Origin of the sequence: Leptospira mtsangambouensis (assembly GCF_004770475.1) — a bacterium.
GTDB lineage: Bacteria > Spirochaetota > Leptospiria > Leptospirales > Leptospiraceae > Leptospira_A > Leptospira_A mtsangambouensis.
This window is the reverse complement of record NZ_RQHK01000015.1, coordinates 56,387-78,708: the sequence shown is the minus strand read 5'-3', so window position 1 is coordinate 78,708 and position 22,322 is coordinate 56,387. Positions and strand designations below refer to the sequence as shown.

General features: G+C 37.6%; 21 protein-coding genes. 11 read left to right on the top strand and 10 right to left on the bottom strand.

Features of this window, described 5'->3' with window-relative positions:
- The first annotated feature begins 138 nt into the window (after positions 1-138).
- Complete coding sequence (locus EHR01_RS11035; protein WP_135694841.1) at positions 139-3,366, top strand: SpoIIE family protein phosphatase; 3,228 nt, start codon at positions 139-141, stop codon at positions 3,364-3,366.
- A gap of 108 nt (positions 3,367-3,474) precedes the next feature.
- Positions 3,475-4,155, top strand: coding sequence for a nucleoside 2-deoxyribosyltransferase (locus EHR01_RS11030; RefSeq protein WP_135694840.1), 681 nt, complete (start codon positions 3,475-3,477; stop codon positions 4,153-4,155).
- Between the two features lie 10 nt (positions 4,156-4,165).
- Here the strand turns inward: EHR01_RS11030 and EHR01_RS11025 are convergent, their stop codons facing one another.
- A complete protein-coding gene (locus EHR01_RS11025; protein ID WP_135694839.1) occupies positions 4,166-5,956 on the bottom strand; it encodes a methyl-accepting chemotaxis protein in 1,791 nt (596 codons plus the stop codon).
- Positions 5,957-6,302: 346 nt separating this feature from the next.
- On the opposite strand from EHR01_RS11025, the gene EHR01_RS11020 reads away from it, so the two are divergent.
- Positions 6,303-6,665, top strand: coding sequence for a hypothetical protein (locus tag EHR01_RS11020; RefSeq protein WP_244310086.1), 363 nt, complete (start codon positions 6,303-6,305; stop codon positions 6,663-6,665).
- 60 nt (positions 6,666-6,725) lie between these two features.
- Here EHR01_RS11020 and EHR01_RS11015 read toward each other — a convergent pair whose 3' ends face one another.
- Genes EHR01_RS11015 through EHR01_RS11005 form a run of 3 tightly spaced genes read right to left on the bottom strand, consistent with a single transcriptional unit; the run spans position 6,726 to position 8,303 of the window.
- Positions 6,726-7,208, bottom strand: a complete 483-nt coding sequence (locus EHR01_RS11015; RefSeq protein WP_135694837.1) for an SRPBCC family protein — start codon at positions 7,206-7,208, stop codon at positions 6,726-6,728.
- 1 nt (position 7,209) lies between these two features.
- Complete coding sequence (locus EHR01_RS11010) at positions 7,210-7,557, bottom strand: ArsR/SmtB family transcription factor (protein ID WP_135694836.1); 348 nt, start codon at positions 7,555-7,557, stop codon at positions 7,210-7,212.
- A 41-nt stretch (positions 7,558-7,598) separates the two neighbouring features.
- Entirely contained in the window at positions 7,599-8,303 is a 705-nt protein-coding gene (locus EHR01_RS11005; protein WP_135694835.1) for a glutathione S-transferase family protein, read from the bottom strand.
- Positions 8,304-8,541: 238 nt separating this feature from the next.
- Here EHR01_RS11005 and EHR01_RS11000 point away from each other — a divergent pair, with 238 nt between their 5' ends.
- Both EHR01_RS11000 and EHR01_RS10995 read left to right on the top strand, forming a co-directional pair.
- Positions 8,542-9,501, top strand: coding sequence for a hypothetical protein (locus EHR01_RS11000; protein ID WP_135694834.1), 960 nt, complete (start codon positions 8,542-8,544; stop codon positions 9,499-9,501).
- A 43-nt stretch (positions 9,502-9,544) separates the two neighbouring features.
- On the top strand, positions 9,545-10,564 hold the full coding sequence (locus tag EHR01_RS10995) for a DUF1554 domain-containing protein (protein WP_135694833.1): 1,020 nt from the start codon (positions 9,545-9,547) through the stop codon (positions 10,562-10,564).
- Between the two features lie 35 nt (positions 10,565-10,599).
- Here EHR01_RS10995 and EHR01_RS10990 read toward each other — a convergent pair whose 3' ends face one another.
- The 4 genes from EHR01_RS10990 to EHR01_RS10975 form a co-directional block, all read right to left on the bottom strand.
- The gene (locus EHR01_RS10990; protein ID WP_135694832.1) at positions 10,600-11,700 is read right to left on the bottom strand and encodes a helix-turn-helix transcriptional regulator; all 1,101 of its coding nucleotides are present in this window, start codon (positions 11,698-11,700) and stop codon (positions 10,600-10,602) included.
- A gap of 155 nt (positions 11,701-11,855) precedes the next feature.
- Positions 11,856-12,101: a cysteine-rich CWC family protein gene (locus EHR01_RS10985; RefSeq protein ID WP_244310102.1), complete on the bottom strand. Its 246-nt coding sequence runs from the start codon at positions 12,099-12,101 to the stop codon at positions 11,856-11,858.
- Positions 12,102-12,428: 327 nt separating this feature from the next.
- Positions 12,429-13,211, bottom strand: a complete 783-nt coding sequence (gene eutC / locus EHR01_RS10980; protein ID WP_135694830.1) for an ethanolamine ammonia-lyase subunit EutC — start codon at positions 13,209-13,211, stop codon at positions 12,429-12,431.
- Between the two features lie 5 nt (positions 13,212-13,216).
- Complete coding sequence (locus EHR01_RS10975; RefSeq protein ID WP_135694829.1) at positions 13,217-14,602, bottom strand: ethanolamine ammonia-lyase subunit EutB; 1,386 nt, start codon at positions 14,600-14,602, stop codon at positions 13,217-13,219.
- Positions 14,603-15,292: 690 nt separating this feature from the next.
- Here EHR01_RS10975 and katG point away from each other — a divergent pair.
- Both katG and EHR01_RS10965 read left to right on the top strand, forming a co-directional pair.
- Positions 15,293-17,524, top strand: a complete 2,232-nt coding sequence (gene katG, locus EHR01_RS10970) for a catalase/peroxidase HPI (RefSeq protein WP_135694828.1) — start codon at positions 15,293-15,295, stop codon at positions 17,522-17,524.
- A gap of 80 nt (positions 17,525-17,604) precedes the next feature.
- The gene (locus EHR01_RS10965; RefSeq protein WP_244310085.1) at positions 17,605-17,901 is read left to right on the top strand and encodes a high-potential iron-sulfur protein; all 297 of its coding nucleotides are present in this window, start codon (positions 17,605-17,607) and stop codon (positions 17,899-17,901) included.
- 3 nt (positions 17,902-17,904) lie between these two features.
- Here EHR01_RS10965 and EHR01_RS10960 read toward each other — a convergent pair whose 3' ends face one another.
- Complete coding sequence (locus EHR01_RS10960) at positions 17,905-18,225, bottom strand: transcriptional regulator (RefSeq protein WP_244310084.1); 321 nt, start codon at positions 18,223-18,225, stop codon at positions 17,905-17,907.
- A 369-nt stretch (positions 18,226-18,594) separates the two neighbouring features.
- Here EHR01_RS10960 and EHR01_RS10955 point away from each other — a divergent pair, with 369 nt between their 5' ends.
- Entirely contained in the window at positions 18,595-18,891 is a 297-nt protein-coding gene (locus EHR01_RS10955; RefSeq protein ID WP_135694825.1) for a hypothetical protein, read from the top strand.
- A 66-nt stretch (positions 18,892-18,957) separates the two neighbouring features.
- Here EHR01_RS10955 and EHR01_RS10950 read toward each other — a convergent pair whose 3' ends face one another.
- The gene (locus EHR01_RS10950) at positions 18,958-19,533 is read right to left on the bottom strand and encodes a TetR/AcrR family transcriptional regulator (protein ID WP_135694824.1); all 576 of its coding nucleotides are present in this window, start codon (positions 19,531-19,533) and stop codon (positions 18,958-18,960) included.
- A gap of 128 nt (positions 19,534-19,661) precedes the next feature.
- Between EHR01_RS10950 and EHR01_RS10945 the strand changes: the two genes are divergently transcribed.
- The 3 genes from EHR01_RS10945 to EHR01_RS10935 all read left to right on the top strand — a co-directional run bounded on the left by EHR01_RS10945 (position 19,662) and on the right by EHR01_RS10935 (position 22,169).
- Positions 19,662-20,189: a DUF4442 domain-containing protein gene (locus EHR01_RS10945; protein WP_135694823.1), complete on the top strand. Its 528-nt coding sequence runs from the start codon at positions 19,662-19,664 to the stop codon at positions 20,187-20,189.
- A 21-nt stretch (positions 20,190-20,210) separates the two neighbouring features.
- Positions 20,211-21,008 carry a response regulator transcription factor gene (locus EHR01_RS10940; RefSeq protein ID WP_135694822.1) on the top strand — a complete coding sequence of 266 codons (798 nt, stop codon included), beginning with the start codon at positions 20,211-20,213 and terminating at the stop codon, positions 21,006-21,008.
- A 150-nt stretch (positions 21,009-21,158) separates the two neighbouring features.
- Complete coding sequence (locus tag EHR01_RS10935; protein WP_244310083.1) at positions 21,159-22,169, top strand: hypothetical protein; 1,011 nt, start codon at positions 21,159-21,161, stop codon at positions 22,167-22,169.
- The last annotated feature ends 153 nt before the right edge of the window (positions 22,170-22,322 follow it).

Below are 22,322 nucleotides of genomic sequence, written 5' to 3'. Positions count from 1 at the left end.
GAGTAAAATCATGCTGTTCGTTTTTATTTTGATTCCACTTCACATGTTTTCTTAAAAACAAAACCCTTTTGTTCTTGGTTAAATTCCGCTATCCAGGCTAATTATGTAAAAGGCAGAGTCCTTTTCTTTGGATTTGTAATGAAAATTCGTTATCTATTTGCGATTTATTGTTCTCTTATCGCCCTACTTCCTCTCCATGCAAGTCCCAATCTTACCAACTTTCAATTGAACAACCCTAAAGAACTGGCGAAATTAGCCGGCCAATGGAGATTCAACCCTAAAGATGACATAACCCAAGCCCAAAAAGAATTTCCCGATACCCACTGGGGCGAACTGTCTGTTCCTGCCCAATGGAATAATTCAGGTCTGTCCGGTTTTCAAATAGGATGGTATAGGCAATCCTTCCAAGTTTCGAAATCATTTAAAAACCAAAAGATAAGTATCCTCACTCCTATCATTGCTGATGCCAATGAAATTTACATTAATGGAGTTCTTGTTGGTCGAACCGGTTTGATTTCCGAATCCGGTGAATTGGTTAAAAAAAGCAGTAGAATCAGTGTCTATACAATCCCATCCGATATCATCAATTATGAAGGAGAAAACACCATTGCCGTGCGAGTGGCAGATGATGTAGGTTGGGGTGGGTTTGTAAATTCTGAATTTTATATAGGCGAGTCAGATCTCATCCAAGGCAAATTCTACAAATACATCATGTGGAATTCTGCAATCTGTTTTGCTTTTTTATACTCTGCAATTTATTGTTTGATTCTTTGGTTACGTAGTCGCAGAGAACGGGCTTATTTAATTTATTTCATTTTTGCAATCCTTGCGGGACTTGCAACTTTCGGAAACTTATCACTCCCGTATTTTATTTGGGATAATTTTTGGTTCAACCATTTCATTTTTCATCCTGCGTTAAACCTAATGGGTATATTTGGGACTCTTTTCTTTTTTGATTTTTCAGGACAAAAACCATCAAAGTTGATAAAGGGAGTTCTTTGGTTTCATTCAATCCTCTCCATCGTCTCCTTTTTTACATTTCATCCATTTATCATGGATATTTACTCTAAGTATACTTTGAATGCAAATGATATCCTTTCACTTATAGAACTTCTTTTTATTTTTGTCTTCACTATCAAAGCAGTTCGGAACAAACAACCAGGTGCTTTTATTATTTTAATTGGACAAATCGGACTTGGGATTACTGCGATCTTCTCTGTTTTAAGTTATCTTCAAATCTTTGTTTCAATCCTAGATCGATCTCTTTCTGAAGGATTTTTATTTTACACCTTAAGTTTGTCATTTGCATTATCAATTCGTTTCGCAAAACTTTATGAAGTAACTAACCAATTAAAAAGTGAGTTAGAAAAGAAAAATGAAGAACTAATTTCATTAGATAAAATGAAAAATGAGTTTTTATCCAATACTTCACATGAACTCCGAACTCCACTTAACGGAATCATTGGAATTACCGAATCTCTCATCGAAGGAACGATGGGTACAGTCAGCAATGGAGTCGCTAAAAACTTAGGCTTCATCATATCGTCTGCAAAAAGACTTTCTAATTTAGTTAATGACCTTCTTGATTTTTCGATGATGAAAAATCGAAGGTTTAATCTTTTTCCAATCACACTCGCCATCCAACCTACTGTTGAAATAACGATGGGGTTACTCGAACGTACTGCCAGAGAAAAAGGAATCACTCTCATCACCGAAATTCCTGATAACACTCCTTTAGTCTATGGAGATGAAAGTAGAATCCAACAAATCCTCTTTAACTTAATTGGTAATGCTATCAAATTCACAGAATCTGGAAGTATCCGAATAACCGTCAGAACAATTAACAATGGCTTGGTTGACTATTTAGAAATTTCTGTTATCGATACAGGAATTGGTCTCACAAAAGAAGACCAAAATAAAATTTTTTCGCCCTTCGCCCAAGCAGATGCTAGTATTTCGCGAAATTTTGGTGGAGTGGGCCTTGGTCTTTCCATCACGAAAAACTTGGTAGAATTACATACAGGAACTATTTCTGTTGAATCAGAACTAGGCAAAGGATCTGTATTTCGATTCACATTGCCTCTTGCGAATGGCCAAACAGAATTTCAATTTCCTCAAAACTCAAATGCAGACGGTGCCCATATTTGGATGTCTACAGAAGACTTACGGGGAAATTTCATCGTGGAACAAGCATATATTGAAAGGATGGAACTTAGTTCAAATCTGTCGAAAGATTTAAATAGAAATCTCACCATCCTTGCTGTCGACGATGATCCAATCAATTTAGAAGTCTTAAAAATTCAACTTAGTGGCTCTGGATTTCACGTTGTACCAGTGTTAGATGGTCAAACAGCGATCAATGTAGCAAATGAAATCAAACCAGACTTGGTATTGTTAGACATCATGATGCCAAAAATGAGTGGTTACCAAGTCTGCAAAATATTGAGAGAATCTTATTCGATGTATGAAATGCCAATTCTTATGTTAACGGCAAAAAATAGAATTGAAGATGTACTTTCTGGATTGGAAGCCGGTGCCAATGATTACTTAGGAAAACCTTTTGACAAAAGAGAACTTCTAGCAAGGGTCAACACGTTGATCCTTTTAAAATCTGCGGTTGAAGAAAAAGAAGATTATTTAAGTATCAAAGCTGAATTAAAATTAGCAAAAAAAATCCAAGACTCTTCCCTTCCCTTACATCCACCAACTGGTGGAAGGGCAACCATTGTATCAAGATACAATCCAATGACTTCGATTGGTGGGGATTATTACGACTTTCACACGCCCGACGAATATAGTTTAGGTGTTGTGATTGCCGATGTATCAGGTCATGGGATACCAGCCGCCATTGTAGCAGCAATGTTTAAGATGGCATTTAACTTACAGAAACATGTTTCTAAAAAACCAAACGAGGTTTTAAAAAGAATCAACAAGTTACTACTGGATTCAATTCATAAACAATTTGTTACGGCTTGTTATTTATTTTTTGATTTAGAAAACAAAAGAATCCTTTATGCAAGTGCCGGCCATCCTCCCGTAGCATTTTATAGAAGAAAAACTAATAAAGTAGAGATGGTTCGCCCCAAAGGAAGAATTCTCGGATGTTTTCCAGAGATCCCTGATGAAATTTTGGACATTCCTTTTGCTGTCGGTGACCGAGTCATTTTATATACAGACGGAATCTCCGAAGCAAGAAATCTCGCAGGAGAGATGTTTGGTGATGAGCGACTCAGCCATTATATAATTGAAAATTCTAGAGACAGTTCAGCCGATCTATTTGCAGATGGACTTTTAGAACAAATCAAAGAATTTTGCGGAAAAACTGTTCCAGATGACGACATAACACTCGTAGTTGTTGACCTCTGATCTCACCAAACATCTAACTTTTTTTAATCTTAATGAAATTTGAGATGCTTTAATTTCTTAGACATTCAAAATCTCTCCTAATTCATTTCCTATGAATGAGAGGATATTATGAGCGAATATATTTATTGTTCTGGCCCGATGTTTAGTCCAGAAGAACTGAACACAATGGCAAGTATTGCCGCAAGCCTAGAAAGCGCAGGATACAAAACGTACCTTCCGCAAAGGGACGGAATCGAAGTAGCCAAAGTCATGGCAATGGTCAACACACCTATCATTTCGGGCGAAATCTTTAGAGATATTATGATTTTTGTGCAAAAAGCAGTGTTCGCAATGGATGTTTATCAAGTTGTTGAAAGATGCAGTGCAACTGTATTCAACATGAATGGAAGACCAGCTGATGATGGTTCTATTTCTGAAACAGGCATATCCTTTGCCGTTGGAAAACCCATCGTCATTTACAAAAATGATCCAAGAACTGAATTTAATGGGTTAGACAATCCCCTCCTAACAGGACTTAGTTATAACTGGAAATACGTCACAGACATTGCAAAAATCCCGACTAACCTTGCAGAAATGATTGTGAAGGTCAACGCTGCAGGGGAAAATCTTTATCTAAAAAATCCTCCTCCTATGGTCAAAAAAACCATGGAAGTCGGAAAAGAAGTTTGGGAAATTCTACAAATCATCCGCTTCTTTGAACACAAAGAAAAAGATTTAATCGCTATCCTCAAAGTTCTTATGGAAAAACTGAAAGCATCTGCTAGTTTTATGAAATACTTAGAAGGTTAATCTTTAAGTGTTAAATCTTAAACTTATCAATTTCTGCTTTTAAGTCTTCGGCAAGAACCCCTAAGTTATTGGCCGCTTCCGTTACTTCTTCAGATGATGCAAGTTGTTCTTCTGAAGAAGCGGCGATGGCTTGTGTGCTATCAGAAATTCCGTTAGAAATTTGTGCCAATTGTTCTGTCGATGCATTTAACTCTTCCGTACTTGCCGAGATTTCTTCTGTAGTAGCAGAAACACCCTGCATTTCATCAGTTACCTTTTCAATGGAACCTGCAATTCTTTCAAATGTTTGTCCCACTTCATTGACCATAGAAACACCTTGTTCCACTTCTCTTGCACCATTCTCCATCATCGCAACAGCAGAACTTGTATTGTTTTGAATCTCACCAATCAAAACACTAATTTGTTTGGTTGCATACTCAGATCGTTCTGCCAACTTTCGAACCTCATCAGCAACCACAGCAAAACCTCGCCCTTGGTCTCCGGCTCTGGCCGCTTCAATGGCAGCATTCAGAGCAAGTAAATTCGTTTGGCTCGCGATTTGATTAATCGTTTCTACAATTTGACCAATCGCTTTTGAATTTTCACCTAAAACATGAATACTATTCGAAATCCCACTGACAGAAGAATTTACAACTGACATCTGTTTAATGGTAGTTCCAATCACATTCCTTCCATCTTGAACTTTTTCCAAAACTTCACTTGCCAAATCAGAAACAGTTGCAGTAGACTCTGCAATTTTTGCGACTGCTTGAGAATTTTCAAGCATCCCTCGTTTGTTTTCTGTGAAGGCGACTAGTTGTGATTCTGTATTGACAGCAACTTGTTTAATGGATTTTGCAATATCACCGGCAACAGCAGAAGAATTTTCAGCACTCATATACATTTCTTTTGCAGATTCAGCAACCTTAGTTGATGAATTGGAAACATGTTTCATCATTTCTCTTAAGTTAGCTGCCATGATATTAAAATCATCACCGAGAATTCCGAACTCATCTTTAAAACTCAAATCAACTTTTTCTCGAAGGTCTCCTTGACTTGCTTTTTCTACCACGAATTTAATTTTCTGAATTCGTTTCGAAATAAAAGATGCTAAAAAATATGATAACAACATAGAAAATGTTAAACTTATGATTGCGCTGAGGAGAAAGATACCTTGCATTCCACGTAATCTTCTTTCGTAAATAATCTGTTCTCTACCGCCTGCACCAATCACCCAGTTCCATGGTTTATAGTAAGCTTGGTAGGCCATAAAAGTGTAAATGGGTTCTCCAGGGTTTTGCCAAATTTCACGTAATGGATATCCTGTTGCTTTTGGATTCCCCCAAGTATCTCTCACTGTGTACTTACCTTGGATTTGGTAGTCCCAAATATTAACACCTTCGAGATTAAATGGATGCATGGTTGCAATCCCTTCAGGTGTAATTCCCCAAAGATACATATAATCGTTTGTCGACATTTTTGTTTTGGATATATCTCGGTTTCCATCTGGCATCTTAGGACCAACAATGTATGTTTTCGCCATTTCCTGAGCCTCTTCCAAGGTCATATCACCAGCCTTTACTCTTTCGTTTAAAGCATCCACCAACCCAACTGCATCTTTGAGAACGTTGGTAAACATCTCTTCCCCCACATTCAATACCTGGTCTTTTGCAGTTGTATAAGAAATATAAAAAATACAGGAAAGTACTGTCGAAAGAATCAAAAATATAAATAACATCAGTTGGCCTTTGATTCCGATCACCTTACTTTTGTTAATCTTTTCTTGGAGAGAGGTTTGAGACATGGAACTAGAATTTGTCATATAGAATTTTTATCTATATGTATTTGGATTCTTTCCTTCAATCACTCAAATTTTTGGCAAAAGAATATTTTTCTGAAAATTTCGGTTCATTCTCCTTTGATTCAGAAGAACAGTTCGTACTTATCACATATCCGATAGTCCAAAGCCATACATAAATCGGTAATTTTCGAACTGTCAACGCTACCGTTTGCAAAAATTGATCTCCTCTGGGATTCGATTCTATCTATTTGAGTTTTAGAATCAGGTTGAATCCCTTCCTTATTTTCATTTTTTTCGACTCCTAGCTTAGTTTGTCCCAGGGGACTGGTATCTTAATGATTAGAGGTTAAAAGAGAATATGGAATACATGGAATCCTTACTTGAAGAGTATTATGATCTTTCTTTACAATTGGTTACCCTTGGTGGCCCAACAGAGCATTCGGAATTGTATGAAGAGATTCTTTCGATTGAAGAAGAAATTTGTTGGGAGTCTTCCCTTCCGGCTTCCGCAAAAAACCGCCAACTCTTTCAGTTTGTCAGTTCAAAAGAACCAAAAGAAACATACATACAAAACGCACTTCAGTCTTTAGAAAGAACTAGGACAAAATATTTTTATAAACCAGAAAAACCTTTTGTACAATACTTAGAAACTGAAGAAAAGGGAGATTTAAAGAATATCAGAGTCCCCTTGGTCAATGGCACTTTTTATGAATTTTTATACCCGGTTTGAAACGTTTTGAATTTGTGGTCCGAACATTTCAAAAATTCCTAGGTTCCAACACTAGTGAACCTAGGATAGTTCTTTTACAAGTCGATCGAATCCTGCATTGGTTCCTTCTACGCGGCCATTGACTTCTTCTTCTGTTGAAAATCCATCTACTGGTGGTTTTTGCAAAAGTACAATCTGTTCGGTAAATATCATCTTTGTTCTACCTTCAATCATGGACTCAAAAATCACTGTTACCAAAGAAACAGAGATACGAATGTTATCCACATACATACCAAAAGCATAAACAATTCTTTCGTTAGGAATAATGTCATAATAAGTTCCATCAAATACATGTCGACTGCCTGATGGTGTCACAACCAAATTGGTTTCTTTTCCGCCAACTTGAAAGTCCAAACTAAATTCAACAGTTTTCCAATCGTCATGGCAAGCAAACCACCTTCGTTTGGAATCGGCATTGGCCCAAGCAGCAAAGGTTCTCTCCTTAGATGCAGGTAAAATCCTTTCGATCGTAAATGTAGAATTTCTGACTTGCCTTTCTTTCAATTTATTCTCCGTCGGAATTTTCATCTGATGATTCGATTAAAAAACTTCCCAATCGATCAAAACTTCGATTCCAAGCTGCCTTTCTTTCTTCCAACCAAGAATCAATTCCTTCTAGTTTTTTGTGATCCAATCTATATGTGCGAACTCTTCCAGACTTTTCTGATAAAACAATCCCACCTTCTTCCAAAACTTTTAAGTGTTTTAACACGGATGGTAGAGCCATGTCCAAAGGTTCTGCTAATTCTTTAACGGAAGCTGGGCCGAAACTCAATCGTTCGACCATAGACAATCGACTGCGATCGGCAAGTGCGCGAAAGATATGTTCCAAACCTGGGGATTGATAGTTCATAATGGAATCAATTCAAAATTTCAAACCCTAAAAAGAAGTCCTTACTTTTTTTCTTTTAAGAAGCGTTTGGGAATTTTATCAAATAAGGGATACATATGAAAATACGGTTCTGCTTCGTCTATCGTTCGTTTGACGGAAGGTCTTTCCAACAATCTTTCAAAATATGCTTCCAGTTTCGGATGTTTGTTCCTAAAACTCAAAATTGTATCTGCATAAAATAAAGCAGGAACTGCCGAACAATCTGCCATCGTAAAACTCTCACCTGCAATGTAGGTCCGGGAATTTAATTGGGTTTCTAACATCCCATAAGCAATCGGTAACCTTTGGTAAGCCTGTTCTACACCCAGTTGGTCCCTCTGGTCGATCGGACGCAAACGATCGAGGACAATTTTCTGCATCGGTTCGCTGACATATAAATCAAAAAATCGGTCCCATAGTCTTGTTTCCAAAGCAGAGGTTTTTTCTGTAGGAATGAGCCTTTCTTTTCCGGGATAAAATTCATCCAAATACTCAATGATGATACTTGTTTCTGGAATTGTTTTTTCCTTCACTCGGTCACGAAGGAGAGGGATTTTACCAACGGGCCAATAAGCAAATAGTTCAGCGCTGGACTCTTCCACCATCAAATCCACCAACCTTGACTCAAACTCTATTCCATTTTCATTCAGAGCGATGAGAACCTTATGGCAAAAGGAAGCAAGTGGGTGGAAGAAGAGTAGTAAGTTTGGGGTTTGATAGTTATCCATTTGGAAAACTATTAATTGGCCGAGGTTTGAATGCAAGCAAAATAGTTACCCGAATGGATAACTATTTAAAAGATGTAACCCGGTGAAAAAAGTAAGTGAGTTTCGAAAGTGAGAGAGGCGAAAAAAAACAGGGATTGCCGATCTCTACTTCCAAACATGACATTTGTGATAGGCCTGCAGTCGCAGTCGTGACATCCAGGACATGGTAGAAACCTGAGGGACATGTTACCTTTGGTGCATGAAAACACCCAACCAAACATTTCGACATTTTGACCGGCTCCAAGGCAGAGCCATTCAGTTTGTTCGTTGGAACCTCCCAGTTCTACTGATGACGGGACTTTCTCTTTTTTTTCTAAAATGTGAGGGTTCATCTCCCGATCCCAAAACCGTTCTTGTTCCACTGCTTGTTGCAGCAGATCCAAACACAGCTGCAAACCTTGGAGGGAGCCAAACGGGTTCTGGAACGGAAACACCCATTGCAGCAGGTGAGATCCCCGAAGTTCCTCCTCTTCTGAATGAAGTTACCTACATCACAAATCCTGCAAATCCTGCAGACGATCCTTACTCCAGCAAAGGGCTATTACAATTCCAAAAAACAAGTATTAGTTTTCAGAAACCAGTTCCAACTAACACCGAACTCACAATGTACTTCGGGAAAAATAATATGGAACTAAATGCTGATGGAACTGTGACCAATGCCTTACAATCAGTAAAACGCACAGCTGGTAACTTTTCCGGTTATACCTACCTTTGTGATTCAGATAAAAAGTACAAAGTGTTCGTTGTTGCAAAAAATGAATTTGGAATCGCTTCAAAAGAATTAAGAATCGGACACGCAAGGAAGTGCGCTGAAGCAATCAAATCACCTGGTACATATGGAAATTGTTCCGACCATTGTTTGGAAACAACCAAGTCTGGTGACAAAATTGAAATCACAGCAAAATTCACTCTTCCCATTGATGGAAAATCATTTCATTTAGATTTAAGTGCCCTTAGCCCAAGAAGTTTACCTGAGTCGATTGCACCATCAGTTGATTTAGATATTGCGATTCCTTTGGCGGGCCAACATACAGTGAAAACAAGTTTTAGTTTTCAAGAGAAAGAGTTTCTTTGTGCAGAGGTACAATCACTTGTCATGCTAAACGAACCTTTCCGGTTTACACTCTTAAAAGGATACGTAGACATCCCCAATGAGTGATTACGGATTCGTAAATTCCAGGTGTTCCTTTTTTGGAAACTTTATGAGAACATCTGGGATTAGAAACGATTTGAAACAAATCACAACTTGCGATTTAAAAAACTGTAAAAATCTTTTTTACAGTTTCCATTCCCTTGCTAAGGTTACTTATGAATTCATCATCTCCTTCGTTTTGATAACAAATTGTTCTCCATCTCAATTAGAAAATACTTGTGATATAAGTTCCGAATCATTTTCAAAAATCATAGCAGCAAAATCAATATTAGGTGACACAAGCCATCCCTGTTTTCCAGCGAATGTATCAAATCAAACAGGATTTACTGTTGGAGGGAAAATATCTGGTCTAACAGGAAGCGGATTGATATTAATTTTAAATCAGAAGAACTCACTTATGATTCCTTCTGGTAGCACAGAGTTCGCTTTTCCTGTTCAAATCCCAATTGGTTCCAATTACGAAGTAAATTTTGCAAAACAAGCGGAAGGTAACTACTGTGAGTTGGTCAATTCTACGGGAACGGTCTTAGGCAAAAACGTAAAAGATATTGAAATCAACTGTCAGGCTTCCTGTATCAATTGTATCATTTTTATCACCCAGAATGCTTATCCTGCCAATGTTGGCAAAGCTTCGAACTTTGATTCTAGTTGCCACTCGGATCCAAACTACCCTGGTTCAGGTAATTACAAGGCAATGGTTGTCGACGGATTATCACGTAGAGCTAGCATCACACAGAATGTCGGTGATGGTCAAATCGATTGGGTGTTTAAGGCAAACCAAGCTTATATACGGCCAAATGGAATCAATATAGAAACATCCAATGCCAATGGATTATTTACAACAAGTCTATCTACACCAATTACAACTGTTAGTTCCGACCATTGGACGGGACTCAATTTTGATTGGACATCCTATTTAGATGGGGCCTGTTTGAAATGGACAACAAATGCCAGTTATGAACTTGGAGTCGCTGGAGATGCTTATACTCAAGATATATTGACACTTACAGCAGGAAAAGGATTACAAAATTGTTCCGTCAATCGCGAGTTAGTTTGTGTCGAACAATAATGAACAAGTATTTGATATATACAAACTGATAGATTTTATTCAATGTTTTGTCGGTCAGTGATTTTTTGTTTGGATAAAAACACAGTCAAACGTTGCAATTGGTCTTTGGAGGTAGAATTAGATTCAGGAAGCACTTTTCCATATATATTTTTTAAATGATTTCTTAATGTTCCATCGGAAACATTAAGAATCAAACGAATGAATGAACGGCTATGGCCCTCCGCAATCAACTCACAAATTCGTAATTCTTGTTTGGACAATCCAAAATTTTCAAGTGGTAAGGAGAAGGAAAGATTGGGCCGATTGTCTTTGAGTGTAGTTTTTAGCAAGTATGCAAAAAACAAAAGACTGATCAGTGTTGTAACAATGGAGATTAGAAATTCTTTATAAACAAAAACAGGAAGTATCCCTAAAACGATGATACCGAAAAGTAACCCCACCGCAAGAGAGATTAATATGGAGGCGATTAGGCTATAAACACTGGGTCTTGAAGCATTAAACCGATTTAAATAAATTGATAATAACACGGACAATGTGGCATCCACAACCGGATGAAGCGGCGGAAAATCAAAACCATACATTGGCAGAAAGTTGGAGAACAATCCAAACCACCAAACACAAAGAGCAATGAGAAAGGTCCTACGTTCAAAAAAGGAATTCCATTCCAATGGGAAAAGAACAAAGTATAAAGACAAAGCAATCGCAAAAAAATGAACAGAACCACCCAGAATTCCGCCAACTTGTGTCACGAGGGGAGCCATTCCAAAAGAAAATTTTGTAAAACCATAGACTACCGTTTTTGGCATAGAAGAACAAAGTAAATCGACAGCCAATGCATATACGGCAATGGAGATAGTCCCTCGGTTCAACAATCGCCTCCCCGTACAAAATGAACAGATGGCAACAAGAACGGGGGCTAATAGAAAAAAAGAATGGCATTGGAAAATCCAAAAAGCAAGGCTAGTGGTCTCATCAGGAGCAAAACAAAGAGCTGCTGTGGCCGCATTCTGAATTCCAATCGTAAAATAAAAAAGACTTAAGAGTCGGTGAAAACGGTGGTCACGAGTGATATTTTCAATAAAACAACTTACATTTGCCAAAGATGCAAACAAAGGAACTAAAAAGAATACACTCATAACAATGAAGTTTAACCTTACTATTGCTAATAAGACCACTTCCTAAGTTTTTTTACCATTCAAATTTACACTTTGTGTAAAAAGATTTGAGTTTAATCCTACAATCATTTGGCGAACGAAAGTAACGAAAACAAAATCGTCGAATATACCAAACCTCAAAAACTCCAAGTAATGGCCTTATAGGATTTGCCTATCCTGAATTCAAAGGCCAAAGATTCCATACAATGGTAACAAAGACAATCAGCATATTGTGTTGCTATATATTCTCTTTCTTCTAAAGATAGAGACACTTTAGTACATTGGCAAAGACTAATGGAACCGACCTTACATTCAAAAATTCGTAAACAATGGGGACAAATTTTATCTTCGTGTTTGCGATTCTTTTGGTTCTCGTTAGACATTTTTAAGGTATTTGATTTGAATTCTTCCAAGAAGTATCTCCTTTCAAAAAGGAATCGCACAATCTCTGTTGGTAGAGGTTGGGAAATTCCAGTAACTTTGTCCGGGAACCCTTTGAAAACTTTAGGACGAATGATCGTTTACGGGCGATTCATTTGTGGGAAGATCCGACTTTTCCATCCAATACCTTTGGAATAGAATTCACGGTTGCACCGTCAGTTGAGGAGTTTCACCTCATTCCTCCCGGAATAACTTTGATTAAAACGAAGTTTGTTATTTCTGTCAATCTTCTGTTTCGAATGATTGTTTTTTTCTATCTACACAAACAATCAATAAGAATCAGGAATTTGGTTTTTGTCTTTTGATTGCAATAAAAACTCTGGTGGCATCTCATCTTTTAATTTCACACCTGATAATTTCCTCAACATTGATTCTTTGACAAGATACATTGTTTTTTTGGCAGCACTTTCAAAAACAAAACCACCTGGCCTAATATTGGAAATACAATTGCGACTTTCGTCAGTTTTGCCAACTTGCGGTTTGTAAGTGATATACACACCCAAACTATCAGCAGATGACAAACCTGGACGTTCCCCAATCACAACGATCGAAATTTTGGCATTCAAAACCTCACCAATTTCGTCCCCAATCGCCACTCGTCCCCACTTTGAAAGTACAAGTGGACCAATTCGTAAACCAGTTTGATTTATTTCTTGCATTAAGATTTTTAGAAATGGAATCAAATTATCATCGATAGCTTTTGCAGAAAGTCCATCCACACCAATAAAAACCAGGTCAAATTCGCCACCTAACTCTTGCAATGTCGCAAGAGAATCTTGCGAGAGTCTTCGTCCTAAATCCGGTCGTAACAAATACTCTTCTTTGGATTGGACTCTGCTTTCCACAAATACGACAGGGATTTTTTTTTCTTTGCCCAAAACATTTAAGTTTTCAAGTAAACTTGGAAAATTGGGACTCAGCAATACAGCATCCCTTGCCCTTGCATGGTCCAACCGAAACTTTAATATATCTTTGGTGGAAATTGATCCTCCAGTTCGATTTAACCCGATCCTTGCCTGACTAAATTGTTTCCATTCTTCTAAAAAAGTCATGAAGGTCATTTTCCTAATAAATCTTCGAGTAAACTAAGTTCCCGATTTTCTTTGGGTAAAAAGCCTATTTTGTTTGAAAATATTCCTCGGCTGAGTAACCAGTCCTCAAATTCTGGAGTTGGTTTTAAACCCAATACTTGCCTAAGATACAATGCATCATGGAAGGATGTACTTTGGTAAGACAACATCACATCATCAGCACCAGGTATCCCCATAATATAAGTGCAACCTGCAACACCTAATAGTGTCAATAATGTATCCATATCATCTTGGTCGGCTTCTGCATGATTTGTATAACAAACATCCACACCCATAGGCAGTCCCAACAATTTTCCGCAAAAATGATCTTCAAGACCAGCACGGATGATTTGTTTTCCGTTGTATAAATATTCTGGACCAATAAAACCAACAACAGTGTTCACAAGAAGGGGAGAAAATTCTCTGGCAACAGCATAGGCTCTTACCTCTAACGTCTGTTGGTCGATCCCATGGTGGGCTCCTGCTGACAAAGCACTGCCTTGCCCTGTTTCAAAATACATTACATTATCGCCTACTGTTCCGCGTTTTAAGGAAAGTGCCAATTCTCTTGATTCTTTCAAAAGAGAAAGAGAAACACCAAAACTTTTGTTTAAATCTTCGGTTCCTCCAATCGACTGAAAAACCAAATCCAAAGGAGCTCCTCGTTTCATCACTTCCATCGAAGTGGTTACATGAGATAAGATACAAGACTGCGTGGGGATGGAATACTTTTGGATAAGATTGTCTAACATCTCTAATAAAGCAATATTAGTCGGGATATTATCGGTAGCAGGGTTAATTCCAATCACAGCATCTCCACTTCCGAGTAGTAACCCATCTAAAAGACTGGCAGCAATTCCTTTGGGATCATCTGTAGGATGGTTTGGTTGCAAACGAACAGATAGCCGACCTGGTAATCCCAAGGTATTTCTAAATTTTGTGATCACCTTTATTTTATTTCCAACCAGTATCAAGTCCTGATTGGACATGAGTTTGGAGACTGCAGCAGCCATTTCAGGCGTTATTCCCCATCGAATCGAATGGATGACCTCGTTGTCAGTTGTCTCCGCTAACAAAAAATCACGAAACCCTCCCACCGTCAGGTGAGAAATCAATGCAAAAGCCTCTTTGTTATGGGAGTCTAAAATGAGCCTTGTCACCTCATCTTTGTTTGCTGGAATGAGTTCTACATTTAAAAATTCAGAAAGATATACATCAGCAAGTAACATCTGTGCAGCCACTCTTTCTTCCTGGTTAGTTGCTGATAATCCAGCCAGAACATCTCCTGATCTATGGGGACTTGCCTTTGCTAACAAATCTTTTAATTCGGGGAAATGGTAAGTTTTTGTGCCAAGGATGATTCTATAACCCATGGACAGATTATATCTAATTAAGAAACTTTCGGATAGAACTTTTCTCTTTTACTAACATAGAACTGGAGCAATTCTTCAGAAGAATGTCTAATGATTACGCAAAGAAAAAATGAAAATGGATTTGCTGGTACTTGGGAATCAACTTTTTGATTTGTCTTCTTTGGTGCCAGTGCCAACTAAAATCAATATATGATCTTTATGCGCAAGGATCAGGAGTTATGAATCTCAATCGAATGGATTCAAAAAAGAAAACAGAACTTTTTGCAATTGCAGAAGAATGGAAAGATTGGATCACTAAAATAGAATGAACACCAACCTTCCAAATTCTTAACTCAAATATCTGGAAGATACTGTTTTTGTTTTCTTTTGAAATGGAACAAATTCGATCCTACCGGTCTTAGTCGGGTCCTTCTTAAAATATAGCGACTCTTTTCACCCATCTAAACTCTCTTTGCCAGAGGAACGGATATAGCTTCGGCCACCACCCGAATCCTATGCTTGAAACATTACATCCAGACATTCTTGGGTTCTTATAAAGAATCTGATTCAGATTTTTTTTTCGTTCTCATTGACAAAACTAGGTTTTCCACTTCTCAACTGCATAAATTTAGACTAAATCTAAAAAATTGCTTGCTCTCGTTACCTAGATTAAATCTAAATTTAAACTAAATCTAGAAAGTGAAGGACAATATGAGAACAACCAATATTTCTGCTATTGCCATTTTAGTGCTCTCTTTAAGCTCTTTAGGGGCTGCGGACACTAAAGAATCTGCAAGTTCGATGGAACGCCAAGGCAACTCTAACCAGTTTTGGTGGCCGGAAAGACTGGATTTGGCACCTCTCCGCCAACATGCTGCGGAATCCAATCCGATGGGGAGACAATACAACTACTCCAAAGAATTCAAAGATCTGGACATCCAACAGATAAAAGAAGAGATCAAAACCTTGATGAAAACCTCACAAGATTGGTGGCCTTCCGACTACGGTCACTACGGACCTTTCTTCATTCGGATGGCATGGCATAGTGCTGGAACTTACCGCATCTCAGACGGACGCGGGGGAGCCGGTGGTGGACAACAAAGATTCGAGCCACTCAATAGTTGGCCTGACAATGCCAACCTAGACAAAGCAAGACGTCTCCTTTGGCCGATCAAAAAGAAATATGGAAAAAAAATCTCTTGGGCCGACCTAATGGTCCTCACAGGAAATGTGGCACTGGAATCCATGGGATTCAAAACTTATGGGTTTGCCGGTGGACGAACAGATGATTGGGAAGCCGACCTAGTATACTGGGGACCAGAAAAAAAATGGTTGGCCGACGAACGATACGAAGGTGAAAGAAAATTAAAAAATCCACTTGGTGCCGTACAAATGGGGCTTATTTATGTAAACCCAGAAGGACCTAACGGAAACCCAGACCCACTAGCAGCCGCTAAAGACATACGAGAAACCTTTGGCCGAATGGCGATGAATGATGAAGAGACAGTGGCTCTGATTGCTGGTGGTCATACATTCGGAAAAGCTCACGGAAAAGCTGATCCTTCCAAACACGTAGGAAAAGAACCGGCTGCAGCTGGCATCGAAGAACAAGGATTTGGTTGGAAAAATAATTATAAAAAGGGAAATGCAGAAGATACCATTACCAGTGGACTGGAAGGTGCATGGACTGCAAACCCAACGAAGTGGACCACTCAATATTTAAATAACTTGTTTGGTTTTGAATGGGTGCAAACCAAAAGCCCAGCAGGTGCGATCCAGTGGATTCCAAAAGATGGGGCCGGAGCCAATATGGTTCCCGATGCTCACGACAAAACACTCCGACATGCTCCCATCATGTTCACAACAGACTTGGCATTAAAATTTGATCCAAGTTACAAAGTGATTGCTAAAAAGTTCCAAGAAAATCCAAAAGAGTTCGAACTTGCTTTTGCAAAGGCATGGTTTAAACTCACACATAGAGATATGGGACCACTCTCCCGATATATCTCAAAAGATTTACCGAAAGAACCACTCATTTGGCAAGACCCGCTCCCTGCCGTTGACCATAAGTTAGTTGGTGCAAAAGAGATCGAAAACTTAAAGGGAAAAATCCTAAAGTCAGGTCTGACAATCCCTGAGTTAGTAAGAGTAGCTTGGGCCTCCGCTGCAAGTTTCCGTAGCACTGATATGCGAGGGGGAGCCAATGGAGCAAGAATTCGATTAGCACCTCAAAAAACTTGGCCAGTGAATGATCCAGAAGAGTTAACAAAGGTATTAAAAAAGTTAGAACAAATCCAATCCGATTTTAACGAATCCGGAAATAAAATTTCACTTGCCGACTTAATCGTGTTAGCTGGAAATACAGCAATTGAAGATGCGGCAAAAAAAGCAGGAGTTGATGTGAAAGTTCCTTTTACTCCAGGGAGAACGGATGCAACACCTGAGCAAACAGACGTTAATTCCTTTTCGGTTCTAGAACCAAAAGCAGATGCATTCCGTAACTACTATGGTGCCGGAAATTCCTTGTCTCCAACGGAAATGTTAGTGGATCGTTCCAATATGTTATCCCTTACCATTCCGGAAATGACAGTGCTTTTGGGTGGAATGAGATCTCTGGACGCAAATTCGGGAAAATCAAAACACGGAATCCTTACCACTCGCCCAGGAGTTCTTACCAACGTCTTCTTTGTCAACTTACTTGATATGTCGACAAAATGGCAAAAATCTGCACAAACCGATGGAGTGTATGAAGGGGTCGATCGCAAAACAGGCGCTAAAAAATGGACTGCCACTTCTGTGGATCTAATCCTTGGCTCTCATTCTGAACTTCGTGCCATAGCTGAAGTATATGCAGCAGATGATGGAAAGGATAAGTTTGTCAAAGACTTTGTTTCTGCATGGAACAAAGTGATGATGCTCGACAGGTTTGATGTAAAGAAATAAGAATGTCAAAACCTTCACGAAAACAATTCCTAACAACATCGTTGGTCTGGACAACCTCCCTCTTTTTTCTAGAGGGGGGATTGGGTTTAGTTACAAAATTGATGGCAGATAAAAAACCTTCTGCCCCTTTGCCTGATGGTTTGCATCCAGTCTCGGAGTCGGACCCAACTGCAAAAGCACTTGGGTTTCATCAGGATGCAAAACAAACTGATTTTATCCTATATCCGGAAAGAAAAGAACCAGGATCCAAAAACCAGTTTTGCAAACATTGTGCACAATTTACAAAGATCAACGAAACCTGGGGGAAATGTAATATCATTTCCTCTGGTGTTGTGTCCACAGAAGGTTGGTGTTCTGCTTGGTCACAAAGATCTTAAGTTTTATTTCCAAACACACTGAGTTAAATCTACTTTTTCGAAAACCCAAGGTTTGTATGCATGTTTTGCATTCTTATCTTCAATTAAGTCGAAGGATTTTGTTTCAGAAGAAATACTTGGGAAATATAAAGTAAATGGAGTGTTTTTCATCTGGGTTCTTTTGGGACAGAGCCCCACTCCCTCGGATTTTATGAATGGATAAGAAGTTCCCAAATCATCCCGGAACAACATCCCTTCTTTTAAAACACATACCTTTTTAGATTCTTTTGTGTATAATTCCAATTTTGTTTCTGTATCAGATACACAAACTTTACTCAAGACCACGACTCCTAAAAATTCAGAATGCAGATCACAACACTTTGGTTCTGGATTCCAATTGCGTTTTGTCAGAGAGGATACTTCAGATTTTTCTAAAGTGGTTTCCTTAACGGGTTCTGTTGAACATGAGAACAGAGAAAAGAAAACACATAAAAAAATATATATTTTAAAAATCTTAGAAACCACAATTATTTTCCTTAAAGTTTATAGTCGCTTAATGTAACTTTTGTTCATGATATGTGGATTTTCAGATTTCTTCCATCTCTTTTTTAGCAATCAAAAATTTCTCATCCTGATTCCCGTCCTAGGACGACAGTTCTCTTCATCCACTTTAAAATGGAATGAGTGCAACGACTCTAAGGAGAGAAAAAGGTTATGATTCAAAAACTAAATCCGTTTGTTCTGGCTATATTACTTTTAATTCACTGTGGCTCTTTCCCCGTTGGAGAAAAACGTTTTAACGAATTGGTCACAAATAAGGTCAAGGCGAGAGCTGCATACGATTTTGATTGCCCAGTTGGAGATGTTAAAGTTAACGTAATTGACAACAAAAATTTTGGTGCCAGTGGATGCAAACAACGAGCAACATATACTGTTTACCCTGCAGATTGTTCTCCAACACATACACATGAAGCTGGTATAGAGAATTATTGCCAACTCATAAGAAATTGAAATATAGTCTAAAAAAAATCTAAGCTCAGGTTATGTTTAATTTGTTTTCTAATCAGACATTTTTACTTAAGATTTAGTTTTTAAATTTTCCGAGACAATTTTATTGAGTTTTTTGATTCGATTGGTAAAATAACTTTCATTACTTAAAGAACAAGAAAAAAGATAACTGCCATAAATGGATACAGTAACGTTTTCTGCAATGTTCCAAGCCTTACTTGGTGAATATCCTTCTTTTGCAATGGCTTTTGCAAGTTTGGATGTCATATCTTCATAAAATAAATTAATTTTATGAAGATATAATTCCTTCTGTTTTGACAAGACCAAGATGCTTACAAAATGAATATAAGTCAGAAACACTTTATCACTAACAAAAAAGTTTAAAAACTCATCAATGCCTCTTTTACCTTTTATTTTATAATCATTAAGTACGGCCATTTTTTCAGAAAGAGTGCGTTCTGCATGATTCAGAACAAATTCAACCATATCAGACTTTCCACTTGGGAAAAAATAATAAATACTTCCTTTTCCTAAACCAGTTTTTTGTGAAACTATAGCAATAGACACACCATCAACGCCGTATTCACAAAACAACTCAAGTAATGGAAAAACCAAATCATTCTTTTCTGTTACCGATCTTGCCATCTTTACCAAATAGTCAACAGTTTACCAATCAGTAAACCGTTTTTCAATATTCATTAGATTTTTGATTGTGCGCACAAACAAAAGAAAAATTGTTTTTGAAAGTCAGTAGAAAATAAAAAGGCTCGATTATGAGAAAAGAAAACTCCAATCAATTCCAACTTGATCCCAAATGGAAGTGGCTAGAATTTTTTTTGGGTTTTAAATATGCCATCAACTTATATAGCCCTTTTGTAGGATCAGGAATCCGGGTGATCAATTATGACAAAGAAAACCACCAAATTGATGTAAGATTAAAAATGAATTTTTTTACTCGAGGGTATATGGGAACTCATTTTGGGGGATCAATCTATTCCATGTGTGATCCATTCTATGTATACCTATTGATAAAGAGATTAGGAAATCTTTATATGATTTGGGACAAACATGCAGAGATTGATTATATCAAACAAAACAAGGAATCTGTTTATGCAAAATTTGAAGTAACGGACAGTGATATAGAAAATATCAAATCTCTTTTAACAAAGCAAAGGAAAACAAATTACACTTTTTCAACCAACATAGTAGATTCCCAAGGGGATATCGTTGCCTCAGTTAAAAAGAACATATACATCAGAAAAATGGAAACCAATAGAAAAAATGAAAAACAAGAGTATTGATTTCGGTCTCAAATAACTAGAATGAATATATTAATCCTAGAAGATGAACCAGTTCACGCAAAATATTTAACTAAGTTATTGAACGATATTTTGGATTTGTCTACTACTGAAATCAGTCATGTTGCGTCAGTGGAGGAGGCTTATCTTTGTTTAAAACAAACATCTATAGATTTATTTTTTTTAGATCTCAATATTTTCGGTTCAGATAGTTTCGAAGTTTTGGACAGGTTCCCCAAAAAGACAGTCAATACTATTGTTGTTTCGGCTAATCCAGAGAATGCAGTCAGGGCTTTTGAATACGGTGTCATTGACTTCCTCGCAAAACCAGCCTCAGAAGAAAGATTAAGATTATCCTTAGAAAGATATTCATTTTTTACAAATGCCAACTTAAGAAAAAACAAAAATAATACAAAATCACGATTGTTAAAAGTAAACTTAGACCAGCTCGATAATCGTCTATCCCAACTGATGGAAGTAGAAAAAATTTATCAGAACGAGGATTTATCTCTCGAAGTTCTTGCAGAAGAACTAGAATTACACCCAAGACAACTTTCTGAATTTTTAAATGAAAAAAAACGCACTAACTTTAGTTCTTTTTTACATAGTTACCGAATCAAAGAAGCCAAATACCTATTAGAAAAATTTCCCGAGAAAAAAGTCAGCGATATTGGATTTGAAGTTGGATACAAATCACTCTCTAATTTTTATGATGCTTTCAAAAAAGAGCTGAAAATTACCGCATCAGAATATCGACAAAGGACTTTCATTTTCCCAATAATCTCTAGCACTGCAGAAACAAACAATTTCATTAATGTCTGATTCAAATACCAAACTCAAGAAAGAAAGATTGATTGATTGATAAAAAAAAACCTACTCTTGATTCCCGTCCTAGGACGACAGAAAAACCAAAACGAATTAGAATCATAACGATACTTAATAAAACTCACACATTCGACTTAGGAGAATTAGATGTTTGGAACAAATGATTCATTGGTTAGTTCGTTTATCTCAGAAAACAGAAAATTAAAAACAAAGATATTTTCTGTAACAACCTTATACTTTTGTTTATTAGTTTCTCTAACTTTTGTCAGTTGTACAAAGGAAGGAAAAAAATTAGACCCATCAGATACAGTCGGATTATTAGGTTTACCAGTAGGAAACCAAACATTAATAAGTTCTGAAAGCAGTAATCCAGGGGGAGTATTACCTCCCATCCCTCCAGTGGTTGGTGGACCTGCTCTTCCAGGACAACCGCTGAATGCCCCCATCTTAAATCATCCGCAGACTCATATAAACAATGCACCTGCGTCAGAAGATCCGAGTGGATTTCATGGTAATATTCTAATCGATCATATTAGCTTTCAACTACCAGTACATAATCAGACAACCGTTACTGCCTATATTGGAAAACGCAATATGGTTCTGGAACAGGATGGGACTGTTATAAATGCTATAAATTATAGAACACTAACTCCAGTGAATCCTAATGGAGGTGCATATTGGTATAATTTTAAATTTCCTTCTGATCAAAAACACAAACTAATTCTTGTGGCAAGAAATGAATTTGGATCTTCAGCTAAGGAGATTGATTTCTCTCACAATAGAAACTGCATTGGTGCACCTCTTGTTCCAATCATTATTGGCAATTGTGACCCACATTGTTTTGAAATTTCCAACATCGCTGGGCAATTAGAATTTAAATCAAAACTCAAACATGAGGAAATTACTTACCTTGAATTTGAAATTTATGGAGTGAGCCCAAAGACGGGAGGACATCTTCTAGTTCCGAATTCCTTCAGTTATATTTGGGATGATCCTGCACATCCTCCTTTACAACCTGGAGTCACCACAGTTGCCACTTCTTTAAACCAAGAAGGAAAAGATAATATTTGCCTTGAAATACAAAGTAATATTGCAATGGAAGATGGAAACGGAACCCTTAGTATTGATTTCTTCCATAGTAGAGTTAGGTTAGAATAAAAATATAGCGTAAGTGTAAGTAGAAACAAAGATTTACCTAGATTCAAAACGAAACCCTTCCCTTGTAAAACCAAATGGGAGGGTTCTAAAATTTTCCAAAAACTTGAATCTTTTTTTCAATCTCAATTTTTCAAAAATACTTAAATGACTTCC

Bases quoted from the DNA above. Each gene is read 5' to 3' on its own strand.
- EHR01_RS10955 (WP_135694825.1), top strand. From the start codon at position 18,595: ATGATTCAAAAACTAAATCCGTTTGTTCTGGCTATATTACTTTTAATT.
- EHR01_RS10950 (WP_135694824.1), bottom strand. From the start codon at position 19,533: ATGGCAAGATCGGTAACAGAAAAGAATGATTTGGTTTTTCCATTACTT.
- EHR01_RS10935 (WP_244310083.1), top strand. From the start codon at position 21,159: ATGTTTGGAACAAATGATTCATTGGTTAGTTCGTTTATCTCAGAAAAC.
- EHR01_RS11010 (WP_135694836.1), bottom strand. From the start codon at position 7,557: ATGAACTATCAATCCCCAGGTTTGGAACATATCTTTCGCGCACTTGCC.
- eutC (WP_135694830.1), bottom strand. From the start codon at position 13,211: ATGACTTTTTTAGAAGAATGGAAACAATTTAGTCAGGCAAGGATCGGG.
- EHR01_RS11035 (WP_135694841.1), top strand. From the start codon at position 139: ATGAAAATTCGTTATCTATTTGCGATTTATTGTTCTCTTATCGCCCTA.
- EHR01_RS10990 (WP_135694832.1), bottom strand. From the start codon at position 11,700: ATGAGTGTATTCTTTTTAGTTCCTTTGTTTGCATCTTTGGCAAATGTA.
- EHR01_RS10995 (WP_135694833.1), top strand. From the start codon at position 9,545: ATGAGAACATCTGGGATTAGAAACGATTTGAAACAAATCACAACTTGC.
- EHR01_RS10975 (WP_135694829.1), bottom strand. From the start codon at position 14,602: ATGGGTTATAGAATCATCCTTGGCACAAAAACTTACCATTTCCCCGAA.
- EHR01_RS11030 (WP_135694840.1), top strand. From the start codon at position 3,475: ATGAGCGAATATATTTATTGTTCTGGCCCGATGTTTAGTCCAGAAGAA.
- EHR01_RS11025 (WP_135694839.1), bottom strand. From the start codon at position 5,956: ATGACAAATTCTAGTTCCATGTCTCAAACCTCTCTCCAAGAAAAGATT.
- EHR01_RS10940 (WP_135694822.1), top strand. From the start codon at position 20,211: ATGAATATATTAATCCTAGAAGATGAACCAGTTCACGCAAAATATTTA.
- EHR01_RS10985 (WP_244310102.1), bottom strand. From the start codon at position 12,101: ATGTCTAACGAGAACCAAAAGAATCGCAAACACGAAGATAAAATTTGT.
- EHR01_RS11000 (WP_135694834.1), top strand. From the start codon at position 8,542: ATGAAAACACCCAACCAAACATTTCGACATTTTGACCGGCTCCAAGGC.
- EHR01_RS11005 (WP_135694835.1), bottom strand. From the start codon at position 8,303: ATGGATAACTATCAAACCCCAAACTTACTACTCTTCTTCCACCCACTT.
- katG (WP_135694828.1), top strand. From the start codon at position 15,293: ATGAGAACAACCAATATTTCTGCTATTGCCATTTTAGTGCTCTCTTTA.
- EHR01_RS11020 (WP_244310086.1), top strand. From the start codon at position 6,303: ATGGAATCCTTACTTGAAGAGTATTATGATCTTTCTTTACAATTGGTT.
- EHR01_RS10945 (WP_135694823.1), top strand. From the start codon at position 19,662: ATGAGAAAAGAAAACTCCAATCAATTCCAACTTGATCCCAAATGGAAG.